General features: G+C 65.0%; 8 protein-coding genes. 5 read left to right on the top strand and 3 right to left on the bottom strand.

The genetic code is table 11. The features are described 5' to 3' along the window. Positions 1 to 47: 47 nt before the first annotated feature. Complete coding sequence (locus AC5E6W_RS21985; protein ID WP_491754491.1) at positions 48 to 2,489, top strand: sensor domain-containing diguanylate cyclase/phosphohydrolase; 2,442 nt, start codon at positions 48 to 50, stop codon at positions 2,487 to 2,489. 33 nt (positions 2,490 to 2,522) lie between these two features. Here the strand turns inward: AC5E6W_RS21985 and AC5E6W_RS21980 are convergent, their stop codons facing one another. The 3 genes from AC5E6W_RS21980 to AC5E6W_RS21970 form a co-directional block, all read right to left on the bottom strand. After that, positions 2,523 to 3,458: a glycosyltransferase family 2 protein gene (locus tag AC5E6W_RS21980; RefSeq protein WP_491754490.1), complete on the bottom strand. Its 936-nt coding sequence runs from the start codon at positions 3,456 to 3,458 to the stop codon at positions 2,523 to 2,525. A gap of 189 nt (positions 3,459 to 3,647) precedes the next feature. Further along, positions 3,648 to 4,829 carry a glycosyltransferase family 2 protein gene (locus AC5E6W_RS21975; RefSeq protein ID WP_491754489.1) on the bottom strand — a complete coding sequence of 394 codons (1,182 nt, stop codon included), beginning with the start codon at positions 4,827 to 4,829 and terminating at the stop codon, positions 3,648 to 3,650. Between the two features lie 10 nt (positions 4,830 to 4,839). Continuing rightward, positions 4,840 to 6,168: an O-antigen ligase family protein gene (locus AC5E6W_RS21970; RefSeq protein WP_491754488.1), complete on the bottom strand. Its 1,329-nt coding sequence runs from the start codon at positions 6,166 to 6,168 to the stop codon at positions 4,840 to 4,842. Positions 6,169 to 6,319: 151 nt separating this feature from the next. On the opposite strand from AC5E6W_RS21970, the gene AC5E6W_RS21965 reads away from it, so the two are divergent. The 4 genes from AC5E6W_RS21965 to AC5E6W_RS21950 all read left to right on the top strand — a co-directional run bounded on the left by AC5E6W_RS21965 (position 6,320) and on the right by AC5E6W_RS21950 (position 14,817). Further along, positions 6,320 to 7,129, top strand: coding sequence for a 4'-phosphopantetheinyl transferase family protein (locus AC5E6W_RS21965; protein WP_491754487.1), 810 nt, complete (start codon positions 6,320 to 6,322; stop codon positions 7,127 to 7,129). A gap of 242 nt (positions 7,130 to 7,371) precedes the next feature. Then, positions 7,372 to 8,637 carry a WecB/TagA/CpsF family glycosyltransferase gene (locus AC5E6W_RS21960; protein ID WP_491754486.1) on the top strand — a complete coding sequence of 422 codons (1,266 nt, stop codon included), beginning with the start codon at positions 7,372 to 7,374 and terminating at the stop codon, positions 8,635 to 8,637. A 161-nt stretch (positions 8,638 to 8,798) separates the two neighbouring features. After that, positions 8,799 to 9,848, top strand: a complete 1,050-nt coding sequence (locus AC5E6W_RS21955; RefSeq protein WP_491754485.1) for a polysaccharide biosynthesis/export family protein — start codon at positions 8,799 to 8,801, stop codon at positions 9,846 to 9,848. A 67-nt stretch (positions 9,849 to 9,915) separates the two neighbouring features. Further along, the gene (locus AC5E6W_RS21950) at positions 9,916 to 14,817 is read left to right on the top strand and encodes a GumC family protein (RefSeq protein ID WP_491754484.1); all 4,902 of its coding nucleotides are present in this window, start codon (positions 9,916 to 9,918) and stop codon (positions 14,815 to 14,817) included. Positions 14,818 to 14,821 lie beyond the last annotated feature (4 nt).

Raw genomic sequence — 14,821 nt, 5'->3', positions numbered from 1 at the left:
GGACCGACTCGCCAGACCGACGGATGCCTCTTCGCGCGAAGACTCTCGTGCTGTTGACTGTGGCCGCCGGCCTGGGCGGTTTGTGGTGGAGCTTGCGCCTTCCGCCGCAGGAGTGGGCTCGCTTCGGCGTATACCTGGTAGCGGTGCTGCTCAGCTCCGGGCTGAAGGTCTCGATGCCACGCGGCGACCGCAAGCTCGCCTTCAATCTTCCCTTCATCCTGCTGGCGGTGGTGCAGCTGGCGCCGCAGCAGGCGATCGCCCTGGCGGCGCTGTCGTCGCTGGTGGAGTGCCTGATCGGGATCCGCGCGCGCTTCACGTTCCACCAGATTGTCTTCAACGTCGCGAATGTGATGGCGGCGACAGCGGCGGCGTGCAAGATCTTTGAGCTGGGGCGTGGACACGGCCTCGATGTGGCCCCATCGCTGGCAATCGCGACGCTGGTTTATTTCTTCATCAACACGTTGACCATCGCCATGGTGCTGGCGTGGTCGCAGGGCGAGGGAGCGCTGAAACTCTGGCAGCGCGAGTTCCTCTGGTATCTCCCGTTTTACTTCGTGAGCGGGACACTGGCCATCCTGGTGGCGCTGGTCGGATCGCACATGGGGTGGCTGACGGCTCTTCTTCTGCTGCCAGCGATCTATAGCGTGTACCGGGCATATCGAGCACAGAAGCGCCTCATGGAAGACCGCCAGGAGTTGCTGGAGCAGACCGAGGCGCTGCATCTGCGCACCATCGAAGGCCTGGCCATGGCCATTGAGGCCAAGGACCACAATACGCACGAGCACCTGCTGCGCGTGCGCGTTTACGCATCGGAGCTGGGACGGATCCTGGGTCTCGATGCAGATCAGCAGCTGGCATTGCAGACGGCGGCGTTCCTGCATGACATTGGCAAGCTCGCCGTGCCGGAGCATATTCTCAACAAGCCCGGAAGGCTCTCTCCGGAAGAGTTCGAGAAGATGAAGATTCACCCGGTGGTGGGTGCGGACATTCTGGAGCGCGTGCGCTTTCCGTATCCGGTGGTGCCGATCGTGCGGTCGCACCATGAAGCATGGGATGGGACGGGATATCCCGATGGGCTTTCGGGCGAGGACATCCCCATCGGAGCGCGCATCCTTTCCGTCGTGGACTGCTTTGATGCCCTGGCCTGCGACCGTCCGTATCGTCGTGGCCTGCCGCTGGATGAGGCGATGGCTTTCGTGAGCGCACGCGCCGGCACGCAGTTCGATCCGGGCATCGTGAAGGTGCTGCAGGAAAACTACGTGCGCCTGGAGCGGCTGGCACACGAGGGCGCCATTGGGCTGCGGCCGCTGGACACGCAGATCAAGATCGATCGCGGCGCTGCTCCCGGGGCAGGCTTCGAACAAGATGGCTCCATCGTGCTGGAGGCAGGGCAGACGCAGGAACCTGGCGAAGCGTCTCAGCCTCCACTGGATGCGTTGGGATTGATTGCAGCGGCAGGAAAAGAGGGGCAGGGACTGTTCGAGATTGCGCAGATGCTGGGCAGTTCGCTGAGCCCCAGCGAGACGATCCTGGTGATGTCCTCGCGGCTGCGTCGACTGGTTCCGTTCGACTGCTTTGCGCTGTACCTGGTTCGCGGCGAGGGTCTGGCGCTGCAACATGTCGATGGGCCGGCGAGCTCTTGCCTGTCGGCGAAAGTGATCCCGCTGGGCGAGGGACTTTCGGGGTATGTTGCGGCCTGCGGCCAACCTGTCGTGAACGGTAACCCGCAAGTTGAGCCGAATTATGCGGCTCCGCTGGGTGCTCCTGTGGGCGGAGCGCTACAGCTTCGGTCCGGGCTATCGATTCCGCTCCGCTCGCCTTCAGGCGAAGTCTTCGCCGTACTGACGCTGTACGCGATGCGGGCCGATGCATTCACGCGCGAGCATCTTCGTATTCTGCTGGCGGTCGAGTCGAAGTTCGCGCTCTCGCTGGAGAACGCTTTGCGTTTCCGGCAGGCGGAGCAGGATGCGCTGGTTGATCCGCTGACCGAGCTTCCTGGGTTGCGGCAGTTCCGTATCGGGCTGGACGCGGAACTGAACCGCTCACGACGCTCGGGAGATCCCTTCTCGGTTGCGGTCTGCGATCTGAACGACTTTCAGCAGGTGATGGAGGCGCAGGGGCGGCCGTCCGGCGACCGCTTGCTGCGCGGACTTGCGGGGGCCTTCCGCGAGTCGTGCCGATCCTATGACGTGGTGGCACGGGTAGGGGCGAACAAGTTCCTCTTTCTCTTCCCCACTACTGATGGCGAGCGGAAGAACACGCTGGTCGAGCTCATTGAGACGGCGGTGCGACGGGCAGTGCAGGCTGAGGCCGCGGACTTTGAGCTGACTGCCAGCGTGGGCTTTGCGTGCTTTCCCGCCGATGGAGCCACCGCGGAGGACGTGCTTGCCGTGGCCGACCGGCGCATGCATCTGGAGAAGCGGCGCTACTACGCTGCGCATGAGCCCAAGCATCCGGCGGGCGCGATCACACTCGTCGCCGTAGCCTGAACGGAAGCGCTGCTATGCGGGTCACTCCGTGACCTACTTCGAGGAATTTCGTGACGGGAACGTGCGCGCCGGACGCCAGACGTCGTAGCGCAGCTCGCGCGTGTTGTGCGGCGCGGCTTTGACGATCGGAGACCATCGCTGGCTGTCCTCGCGGTGGGGGCCGCGCAACCACGCATTGGCTGCTCCTGCGGAGAAGGCGATTGCGCTCAAACCCTGCTCGATGGAGCTCTGCCAGCGTGGCCGCGGAGCTGTGGCAGGAAAGCGCCATGCGGCGTCGCGAATGCCGCTCCACGCCAGGAGCCCACTGAGGCCGCGCCGCTCGGGAGAGAGCCGCATCCACGCGAGGCCATGCCGATAGGCGATTGCCGCGGTGTGAGCCAGTGTCTCCGGCTGCTGCGGGGTGACGGCCGCGTTGGGGCGCAGCACCATCCGCACGCCAGTGTGAGCCAGGCGCATCACGAACTCCAGTGTTCCCAGCGCGCCGGAGGTAGCAGGCCGCTCCACAAAGCCGCCTGCCTCGCGAAAGACCGAGGAGCGCACGGCGATGAGGCCAGCTTCGAAGGCCTGCAGCGGGGCTGCCCCGCCGCGTACCGCCATGCCCATGGTCTCGCCGACGACAACGCCCAGTAGAGGGTCGGCGAGGAAGGCGCGTTCGACGACGTCAAGAGAGCCGGGAGCGAGTGTCACGTTGGGGGCGAGGAAGACCAGCACCTCGCCAAGAGCCCGCGCGGCGGCGCAGTTGCGTGCGACGGCGAGTCCTCTACGGCGCGTATTGCGCAATACCGTTACGGGGCAGCGAATGCTCGTGAGGTCGAGCACGATGGGCTGTGGACTCGCGTCATCGATGAGGATCAGCTCGACGGCGTTCATCCGTTCCTCTGCTATGGAGCGCACGCAGCGTTGCAGTGAGTGCTGCTCCGCGTGGGCAACGAGGAGCACCGAGAGAGTCAGAGAAGGGATGTCATGCATCGTCGAGCGCCCCACATCACGCAGTTGGGATGTAAGAGCTGGAGACGAGCTTACGCAGGAAAGAGGGGATCCGCCACCAAACTTCGGTTCCTGGAAGTAACCATGTACTGCGGTGAGCAGGAAGGACTAAGGGCACACTCGGCGGTAACTGGAAAGTGATTACGCAGGTGGTTGGTGTGCGTTGCGGCTCTATGCCGACGCGCGGGGATTGCGGGGTGTGCGCACCCAGGCGGCATTCTTCGCTGCTGCCCGCCTGGTGATGGCGCGCTGCCGCAGCTTGAAGAAGATGTGGGCTGGGAGATAAGCGAGTGCGCCGAGGCTGGCGAGGCCGTCACTGCTGAGGCTTGCGGCGACGACGACCGAGAGGGCCATGGAGCCCAGGCCGACGATAGCGTAGAGCCGAAGCCAGGTGAGAGGAATCGCCAGAGCGAGCGCGAGGCAGAGGGCAACGCTTGCGGTGGGCCGGGTCAGAAGCTCGAGCAGAGGTTCCAGCAGACGAAGATCGCCACGGAGGACAGCCCGGAGCATGGGCAAGGTGAGCTTCCGGCGCAGGAGCCTGCGGCCACCCTCCCAGCGGGCGCGCTGCGAGGCTGCGGCGGAGGAGCCCTCGGGCATCTCGCCGGCAACGTGGGCCTGGTCGATGAAGACGACGCGCTTGCCGGAGCGCACCAGCGCAAGGTGATACTCGAGGTCCTCGACGATGGAGTGCGCGGTGTAGGGAAGAGCTTCGAGTGTGGAACGAGAGAGCGCGAAGCCGTTGCCGACGATGCCGCAGGAGAGGCCAAGGCGCTCTCGTCCGCGTGGACGGAGGACGTTGATTGCGACCAGCGCGAGTCCCTGCAGCCGCGTGCGGGGCGTCGTGGTGTTGGCGGCGATGTAGCGGCACTGTGCCGCGGCGGCGCCCTGTTGGAGGATGGCGGCGATGCGGGCGGTGGTGTCGGGACTGACGGTGGAGTCTGCGTCGATCACCAGCACGCTGTCGGCGCCGGCGTGCAGTGCGTGGTGGAAGCCGTGGTCGAGCGCGGCGCCTTTGCCGTGACCCGAGTCTTCGTCGAGCTTGAGCACGGTGGCTCCGGTCTGCTCGGTGATTTTGGCGGTCGCGTCGGTGCAGTTGTGGGCGATCACGTAGATCGCGGAGGGAGAGTAACGGCTGGCCTGGAGGCTGCGCACGCAGGAGGCGATGAGCTGCTCCTCGTTGTGCGCGGGGATGATGACGGCGAGGCGGAGGGTCAACGGGATAGCATCTTCCTCTTGGCGTGGCGGCAGGAGTGCAGCGAGCGAGAGGACCAGCAGTTCGACGACGAGAGGAAGCGTGGCGAGCACCAGCACGATGCCGACGAGGGTCAGCGCAATATGCAGAGCGATGATCATGCGGTGCGCCTCATGTGTACACCTGCTCGAAGTGGAAGGCTTTCTCGCGCACGCGCTCCGGCAAGGGGAGGGCGTGTGCCCAGCCGGCGAGGAGGAAGAAGAGCTCGAAGGTCTGGTTGCCGAGGAAGACGGTGGTGATGGTGCCGAGGATGCCGAGGACGATGCCGAGCAGGGCGAAGGCGAAGCTGCTGTCGTCGCGGTTCTGTGAGTTGAGGGCGATGTAGCCAAGGCGGAGAACGGTAGCAACGGCGATCAGGCCGAAGGCTGCAAGCCCGGCGAGTCCCTGCGTGAGAGCGAGGAGAAGGTACTCGTTGTCGATGGAGCCTTGCCCTGGGACCTGCTGGAAGCTGTCTCCCCAACCCCACCAGCCGCCTGCGCGCGCGATGGGGATGTAGTTGTCCACGAGCTGGCTGCGATACTGCGCGGTCTGCTGCTCGTCGCTGGCAGGAGCACTGGAGCTGGCATAGTTTTTGAAGCCGGAGTACATGACGACGGTGAAGAGCGCAACGGCGGCGAAGACGATCCAGCCGGTGCGCTTGACGTTCTTGGCGCGGCCGGCGAGGAAGATGGGGATGGCGGCGAAGCAGCCCAGCCAGGGGCCACGGGCCTGGGTCAGCAGCAACGTGAGGCCGATCATCGCGGCAATGGCGAAGGGCTTGGAGAGGCGAACCCACTCGAAGCCTTTGAAGCGCGGCTCCCACTGGTGGCGCTGGGCCAGCCAGAGTGCGAAGATGAGCCCGGTAAAGAGCATCATGCCGGCGAGTTCGGACTGGCCGAAGGGCCCGGAGACGCGGCCAAATCCCCAGCGGATCTGGGTCTTCCAGGCGAAGCTCTCGTCGGGAAAGAGCGGCGCCCAGAGGATGGTGAAGGGGTTGCGGCCCATGGGGTATTCGTAGATGGAGACGATGCAGCTGAGGAAGAGCAGGAAGGCGAAGCGCTTCACGGTGGCGACACGCGCGCCATGCCGCTCGATGAGCGTCTTGCCGACCATGTAGGGGATCACGGCGAGCGTGATGGCGTCGAAGGCTTTGAAGGTGGCCTTGGTTTGCTCCTCGAGAAGAACCTCCGCGTAGAAGGCGGAGAAGACGAAGAGCGGCAGGGCCAGATCGATGAAGGAGAAGCGCCAGCGCGGCAGCTCCTTGATGATGATGGCGATGCCCAGCGGCACGAGCACGGACTGCGAGAAGGTGATGGGAGGAAGTGCTGCGACCTTCCAGTAGAAGTAGATCGGGACCAGCAACGCAACCGATAGATAGACGTTGAGAAACGTCTTCGTCAGCGACCAACGGAAGAGGCCGACGATGCAGACCAGGCACGGGATGAGGATCACGATCGACATGGCCGGCAGCAGTGAGGGCCCGCACGCGCAGGCTCCCCAGGAGCTTAAGTCTAGGGCGCGCCGGGCAGGATGACGATGCCCCGCGCCGCTACGTCCCAGTGAGCTTTTGTGGGATGTCCCGGACAGCGATGCCCGTGACACAAACAATAGGATGGATGGTTCTGCACCCAAGGACGAAAGCCTGCAGCGCAGCGAGAGCCTGCTGCCGACGCCCGAGACTGCGGTGTTGTGGATGACTGCGTTCTCCGCTGGGTCGTCTCCCGCGCTGGTTGAGCAGGCTGCGGCGTTGCTGAATCCTCGCGAGATTGTGCGTGCGGAACGGATGCGGCTGGCCGAGGCCCGCGCGGAGTATGTGCTGGGACGCGCGCTGTTGCGTTCCCTGCTGGGTGAGCGCCTGGGATGCAGCGCCGCCGAGGTTCCTCTGGATGCTCCGCCGCAGCACAAGCCGCGGCTGTCGGCGGCGTGCTCGCCACTGCAGTTCAATCTCTCGCACGCGGGCGGCCGTATTGCGCTGGCAATGACGCATGGGATCGCGGTGGGCGTCGACCTCGAGATCATCGACCGCGAGGTGGAGTTCCTGGAGATCGCCGGGAGTCACTTTGCCTCAGCGGAGTACGCGGCGCTGTTGATGTCTTGCGGTGAGGCGCGTGCGCACCGGTTCTTTCGCATCTGGACTCGCAAGGAAGCCGTGGTGAAGGCTGCCGGCGATGGCCTCACGCTGCCGCTCGATGGCTTCGATGTGTCTCCGGCGATGCCGGAAGAACTTGCGCTGACGATCGACAGTGTGGAGGCCGGAGTCGGTATGTGGCATGTGCGCGACGTTGCGGTCGATGGACCCTTTGCTGCCGCGATCGCGCTGGCAAAGCCGGGAATTGCGATGCATCGCTGTCTGCTTAACGAAGAGTGCGTGGCGGCAGTGTTGCGCATTGGGGCAGGGGCTCGACAGACGCGCGTTGCCTGAGCCTGTGTTCCACGGGATTGTGCTCAACAAGATGCCGCGCAAGTAACCCTGTTCGCACGTTACTTTGAAGCGCGCAGGTTACTTCTCTGTGATGGCCCCGCAGGGCGGAAGTTGTATTGAGATGGCAGGCACCCCCTCCTACCCTTGGCGAAGACATCGAGTGATACGCCCTCGGGTCAGGAGACATCGTGTCACTGCTCGCGTCATGGTCCTACCCCCGTGAAGTTGGGAGCGTTTTGGACGTGCCTGCAGATGCGCGCACGCTTCGTTCCACACGGACCTTGATTGCGACGCCTCGTTCCGGCCTTGTAGCGGATGTGCGCACCGTGGCGCTGTTTGGTCTTCCCATCGCCAACGTGAGCATGGATGAGGCTGTCGCTCACATTGAGCATGCGATCGAGGCACGGCGCTTCGAGCAGATCGCAACCGCCAACCTGGACTTTGCCCGCAACGCCCGCGTGGATGCCACGCTGCATCGCGTCATCTGCGATTGCACGATGGTGCTTCCTGACGGAGCGCCGATGTTGTGGGCGGCGCGGTTGTTCAACCGTCCGCTGAAGCAGCGCGTGACGGGAGTCGACCTTGTGCCGCGGCTGGCGAAGCTCTCGGCCGACAAGGGCTACGGGATCTACCTGCTGGGCTCTTCGCCGGCACATGCCGAGCGTGCGGTGCGTGTGCTCGAACGCCGGTTTCCCGGCCTGCACATCTCCGGCCGCTACTCGCCTGAACTTTGCGCACTGGAAGACATGGACGACGCCGCAATCCTGGAGCGCATCCACGAGGCACGGCCGCGAATCTTGCTGGTGGCGTTCGGCAATCCCAAGCAGGAGCTATGGATCGCGCGCAATCGCCAGAGCCTGGATGGCATTGTGGCCATCGGCATCGGCGGTTCGCTGGATATGATCGCAGGCAGCCTGCGCCGCGCACCGGTGATCGTGCAGGCGATGCAGCTGGAGTGGCTGTTCCGCCTGGCGCAGGAGCCGCGAAGGCTGTTGCCGCGCTATGCCCGCGACTTCGGCGCGCTGATGCGCCATCTGCCCACGGAGCTTGCCGCGAGCATGCGCCAACGTCACCAGACAAAGTTATGGCCGATGGAGGTCACCTCCGACGAGAAGACGCGCATCCTCCGCATTCCGGAGATTTTGACGGGTTCGGACTCCTTCGCTGTGGTGCGCGAGGCGTCTTCGGCCGCGCGGCGCGGGCAGATGCTGATCTTCGACCTGGTGCTGACGGGAAGGATCGAGGCCGATGGCCTTGGCAGCCTGCTGGAGGCACGCCGCATCATGTCTGCGGCGAGGCTTCCGGTGTGGACCGTGGGCGTCAACGAGCCGGTACGCCGGCTGGTGGAGTCAGCCGGGCTCAGCGAGATGGTGCGCTTCGTGCGCAACATTCCTGAGGCGGTGCGGCTGGCGGGACGGCCCAATGGCGATCGCCGTCGCAGCACACTTCCCTACGCAGGAATTGAGCGGCGGGACCCGCGCCGACAGCGCCGTGCCCCTCGAGCGTAGTGCGGACGTAACGCAGGCGTGGTGACGAAGGGGTTAGCCGCTTCGGGCCTCGTTGCAGGCGTGGGACTCACACTTCCGGGGACTAGACCTACCCCATCCCGTTGGACGAGCCTGAGACTGATCCTCCAACACTTTCTGGGAGGTCTGGAGACCGCTCTGTGATGTTCTTCTCTCCCCTGCGACATGGCCGCGTCAGCGTTCGCGCTGCACTTGCCGCCGGCGCCACGCTCGGCCTGCTCGTTTCGGGCGGCAGAGTGGTGCGTGCGCAGCAGGGAGGTCCCTCGGACATTCCTTCCAGCCAATCCTTACAGCTTCGCGCGTTGGAGACTCCTGTAGACGCTCCGTACCAGCTGGGCAAGGGCGATGCAATCATCATCAGCTTCGGCGGAAGGCCGGAGATGGACTCCAAGCAGCCGGTCGGTCCAGACGGCAAGATTACTCTTCCCATCGCAGGCTCGGTGGAGGTCGCGGGCAAGACCCGCGAGCAAGCGGCGGCGGCCATCGGCTCGGCGCTGGAGGCTTACTACCCTTCGCTCACCGTCACTGTCGGGGTCGAGAAGTACACCTCCAACCAGGTGATGCTGCTGGGTGCGGTGGAACATCCCGGCCTGGTGACCTTCGACCGCGCGCCGACTTTGCTCGAGGTGATCGCGCGTGGCGGAGCTCTGGAGAGTTCGCGCACGACACACGCCGATGCCAGCTACAACATGACTTCGAACCTGACGGCGCGCGGCCCCGCTGTGCCGGAACGTGTCGCCATCTACCGCGGCACTGACAAGGTGGTGTGGGTCGACCTGAAGCAGCTGCTCGATTCAGGCAGCCCGCTGGCGGCGATCCGCCTGGAGCGCGACGACATTGTCTATGTGCCGTCAGCTGCGGAGCGGTACGTCTCGGTGCTGGGGTACGTGCAGCACCCGGGGGCGATTCAGCTGGACGACTCGACGACGCTGCCCAAGCTCATTGGTCTGGCCGGAGGATTCACGCCGGACGCGGGTCACTATCCGCAGATCCAGATCGTCTCGACAACCACAGGCAAGACGCGGACGGTGTCGTTCAAGGACGTTCTCGCCGCGCATAATCTCGACCTCACGCTGCATTCGGGCGATGTGCTGTACATCCCGCAGAGCGGCTTCAACCGTTTCGCGTACACGCTGGACAAGCTTTCGCCGCTGGTGACGATGTTTACCGCCGGCGCTTTTCTCACGCATTGAGTTTCGATTCACCCACTAGAGCAGCAAAGCCAACGCACGGAGTTGGTCGAGGGATTCCCGGCTGAGCATGAAGCCATCACGTATCGACGGACTGGAGCTTCCCGCAGTGGGAGGAGCGGCGACACGCTCCGCGGCCCCGCCGGCCTTCCGCGTGGATGTGGTGCGCAGCCTGCGCCAGCATGGTGCGCTCGCGCTCTCGGTGGGCACGGTCGTCTTTGCGCTCATCGTCCTCTTTGCGCTGTCACGCAAGCCCATGTACAAGGCCGAGAGCCTGACGTATGTGGAACCGCTGGTGACGCGCAGCGTCGACGACGGCACACCGGGTGTGTACGACCCCTCGCGGTACGATTCCTATCTCCAGCAGCAGATCCAGACAGCCGCGCGGCCGGACATCCTTGAACAGGCGATCGCCACGCTGCCGCTGGGCACGTGGCAGCACCCGGGAGAGGACATTCACTCGGCCGCGGCGCGCCTGGCGGCCTCGCTGAAGGTGCAGCGCGTGGGCCAGAGCTATCAGCTTTCCATCAGCCTGATGGACGGCAACCCGCGCAACGCGGCGGATGTGGTCAACGCCGCGACGACGGCCTTCCTGCAGCAGGGCCGGCATGATGAGACCGTGCGACAGGGTGGACGGCTGCAGCTCCTGCAAGAGGAGCGGACACGCATCCAGGGACAGTTGGCGTCGGACCAGAACGAGCAGACGCAGCTTGGTCAGCAGCTGGGCGTTGCGGATCCTGCGGGAACGCTCGGCAACCCGTACGACTCGCAACTGGCCAGCATTCGCGCAGAGCTGGTGAGCGCGCGGCAGGCGCATGACATTGCGGCGGCGCAGCTCTCGTCCATTGCGCTGAACAAGAATCCCGAAGGAGCGCAGGCGGTCGCGGATGACTCGATCGCCAGCGATGCCAGTGTGACGGCGCTGAAGCAGACGATCACACAGCGGCGCGCGCTGCTCGCCAGCCAGATGGCGCAGCTTACGCCGAGCAACCCGGTCTACAAGCAGGATCAGCAGGAGATCGCGCAGCTCGATAAGCAGCTGGATGGGCGCGTGTCGCAGCTTCGCAATGTGGCGGAGCAGCGGTTGGAAGACAAGCTACGGCTGGACCTTGAACGCACGGGCGATGTGGAGTCACGGCTTAATGGGCAGCTCGCTCAGCAGACGGCTCTCGCTCATACGGCGGCACCAAGGTTGCAGAGAGCGACGGAGCTAGCGGCTGATATCACGCGCCTCGAGAACCGCTACACGGCGGTGGATGAGGCGATTCGCAGTTTGTCGCTGGACACGAACGGACCGGGCACGGCGCACCTCGCGGTAGCGGCATCGGTTCCGTCCAGGCCTGAGCCCAGCCGGCAGAACCTGCTGTTCGCAGCGGCTCTTCCTCTGGCGTTGCTGGCCGGCATCGGCGCGGCGGTGTTCGCAAGGAAGCGCGATCCCCGCCTCTACACCGAAGGCGACGTAGAAGAGCAGATCGGCTTCCTTCCGATGGTCGCGATGCCAGCTCTCGAAGAGGTTTCGAGCGTGGCCGCCGAGGAGTATCTGCTGCGCATGGCCGCCGCGCTGGAGCGGGCGTATCGCGTGGGTCGCGCGCGCACCTTCGTCTTTACGGCTGCCAGCGCAGCCACGGATGTCTCCGGGTTCGTCCATGCGTTGCGGCTCAAGCTGATTGGGCTGGGCTTCAAGACGCAGGCGATGTCCGCTGACGAGGCTCTGCTGGCTGACGGTGGCCGGCAGTCGGTTGCCGTCCAGCCCGGGCAACAGGACGGCCATGCCGCTGCCAGCCTGGATCGGCTGAAGGCGAGTTTCGACATCATCCTGCTGGAAGCGCAGCCGCTGATGCACTCGGCTGAGGCTGAGTACGCGGTTCGCACTGCCGACGCGACCATCCTGGTGGTGGAGAGCGCGTTGACCACGAACGAGGAGCTGCGGGATTGTGCCTTTCTGCTGCAACGAGTTAAGGCGGAAGGCGTGGGCGTGGCGCTGCTGGGGCTGCACCGCAACGTGGCCGGAGCGGAGATGCGCGCGTCGATTGCCGAGGCCGAGCGCCGCCGTCCATCGCGAATTTCTCCCGGAGTCTCTGAGCGGCCTAAGGTGTTGGAAGAGCGCGTTTACGACATGATGGAGCGCCGGGCCCGCAACGAAGTTCCGCTTTCAGGCAGGGAGGATGCTGGAAAGCTTGATATCGTTGAGCCAAAGCGTGCTGTCGACGACGATCCGGTTTCGTACGAAGATCGATCATCCTTCCCGAACGAAGAGCAGGATGGAACGCCCTACATAGAGTGCGTGACTGCTGCCCGCTCCACCGTCACGCAACGTCCTGCCTCTCGTACCGTCTCGTCGGCCAACACTCGGGAGATCCCTATGCGGGACGATCGGCGGGACCAGACGGAGACTCTGCGCAAAAGCCTGGCGCAGGTGGAATTCAACGACAACAACCTTGCAGATGATCTGCCTGATGGGAGCCACGCCGTGGGTCGCAGCTTTTTCAAATTCTTTGAACGCCGATCGCAGGAGGAAGAATCTCCGGCGGTAGCGGGCTCGGAGATCGAGCGTGCCTTTGACCGCGTGATGAAGCGTCCGGACCCCGGAGTCCGGCAGCCGAGTGCCAGCCAGGGGTTTGGCCAGGAATCGGTGGCGCAGCTTCCCTCGCGTTACATTCCAGCAGAGCCTGCGGACCCAACGATGGCGCAGCCCCTTCACGGCATGGACCGGATGGAAGAGCTCGTTGCAGCGGAACCGATGCAGCCCTCCTGGAGTTCTGTTCCCGACGAGGCCGCGCCGTATGAGGCGGAGCCGCATGAGCTCAAGATGCCGTGGAGCCAACAGCGGCGGCCCTATTCGCCCCCGTCTGCGCAGCAGAACTCCGCGTCGCCGCGAGCATATGTATCGCCGGTGGCTCCTGAGTGGCCGATGCGCGAGGCGGTGCAGTCTATCTATGTTCCGCCGGCCGACTATGTGCCGGTACCGTATATCCCCAATGCCGACTATGTTCAGGCAGCTCCAGCTCTGGTCCAGATGCCCGTCGAAGCGGCCTCGATCCCGCAGTACTTCCCTTATCGTGAGGCCGAGCCCTTCGCTAGTGAGCAGCATCGCGCGGCATCCGTTCGCACGTTGCAGACGTCTCCGGTTGAGCCGCCTGCTCCGGCCGAGTTCCGTTACGTCGCTCCGACTGACGCCACTCCCGATTCGCTGCGTTCCGAGCTTTTGGCGGCGCACGAGGCCGCGCTCGATCCTGCTGGATCGCTGTATGCGTTTCGTGATGATGTTGCGAAGGCTCCAGCGCCGTCCATGCCCGCAGTCAGCGTCCCGGAGTCGCGTGTCGCTGAGCCGATGATCATCAGCTCAGCCCGCAGCGCCGCAGCCGCAGCGGCGCAGCGCCTGGCCGCGAGGATGGCTGCGGAACTTCCGGCTACACCGGAGGTCGCGCCTTTCCAGCGTCGTGAGCCGGTGCTGCCGAAGTACGTTGCGGCCTCCGCGGAGCCCTTGCCGTCCCTCTCGTCTGCACCTGCATCCAGTCCTGCCATCGCTCCAGCCTCACCGGCGAACGATGCTGCCGTGCCCCCGCCTCACGAGGAGGCTCCGGGCTGGCTCTCCAGCGCGGAGGCCGACCGGATCCGCCAGCTGCTGGCGCGCTTCTCCGATGGCGTCGCGCGCTCACAGGCAGAAGAGCCGGCTCCGAGCTGGTTCGCGCAGCCGCAGACATCTCAGGCTGAGCCTACCGCCGAGTCGAAGGCAGAACTGGAACCGGTGTCGTCTGTGAATGTGCCGCAGCCCAGTGCTTCGGAGATCCACTTTGGTTTTTCCTCTCCACTGATGGTTCCGCCCGCTGTCGAGACGCACCAGGTCATCGCTTCGCCGGTCGCGGAGCAGACGTTTGCTACGCCCGGATTTGCCCCTCAGGCCCAGGTTGTTGAGGAAGCTGAGGCCGTTCACGAGGTGCGGTGGCCTTCGTGGCCGACGCTTTCGCGCCATGTCACGCCACTGCCGTCGGACCACCAGGAGGCAGCGTCGCGGCCCTGGTACGAGACCTTCGAGGAGCACTTCCTCGCTTCCTCTCAGTCGCAAGTGCAGCCCGCAGCTGCCCCCGTATTTGAGCCGATGGCGATTGAGAAGACGCCGGCTATCGAGCCCGAGCATGTTGCGGCGGCCTTCGCCCGGCGCTCGGAGTATGCCGAGACGCCGGTCCTTTCTGCAGCCGAACCGGCTCCGCTGGCTACTGCCTACGTGGCGGCGAAGTCGTTCGCTCCGGCCGCTTACGTCGAGGCTCCGGCCCCGCGTACAGAGGCTTTCACCGCACCGGTTGAGGTTCCAGTCGAACGCGTTGAAGCGGCCACCGAGTCCATGGTGGCACCCATCGTGATCCAGGTTCCTGAGTCCACTGCTCAGCCGGTCATCGAGGCGGTCAGCCACGGGCCGAGCCATGCCGTGATGCCGACGAACCCGATCTCTGCGCTTTACTCCAGCCAGGCGCAGGCGGCCGGCTCGCGAGCCTCGGCGGAAGCTGTGCTCGCGCGCACGCTACCCCACACGCCGCTGCGTTCGTTCGAGGACTCGGGTCCGCTCTACTTCAGCGAGGCCCAGTCTGCGCCGCCGATGCTGCGCGAAGTTGCAGCAGAGACCCTGCGCTTCAATGGCAACGGCCATGCTGTGTCGAAGGGCAATGGGCACGCGGGCAATGGCGACCACCGCAGGGCGGAGTCGAGTCCGTTTGAGCCGGCGCCGACGGAGACGCAGTTCGAAGCTCCGGTTCCCTGGAAGACGCGTAAACCTCCTGTACCGGCCGCCGCTGCGCAACCTGCGACGGACCTGGCGACAGACCTGACGCCGCAGCCGGGCCGCTGGGGGATGCTGAGCCGCTTCGATCCGCATTCGGTGAACGCCGACGATGTGCTGGGGCCCGCGGGGGTACGGCGTGACGGTCCTCGCGATGACTCCAAAGAGGAACCGATGCGCAAGATCGCCGCGCGTTAGAGCA

It is taken from the genome of Bryocella sp. (assembly GCF_058498515.1).
This window is presented reverse-complemented; position numbering and strand designations above follow the sequence as displayed.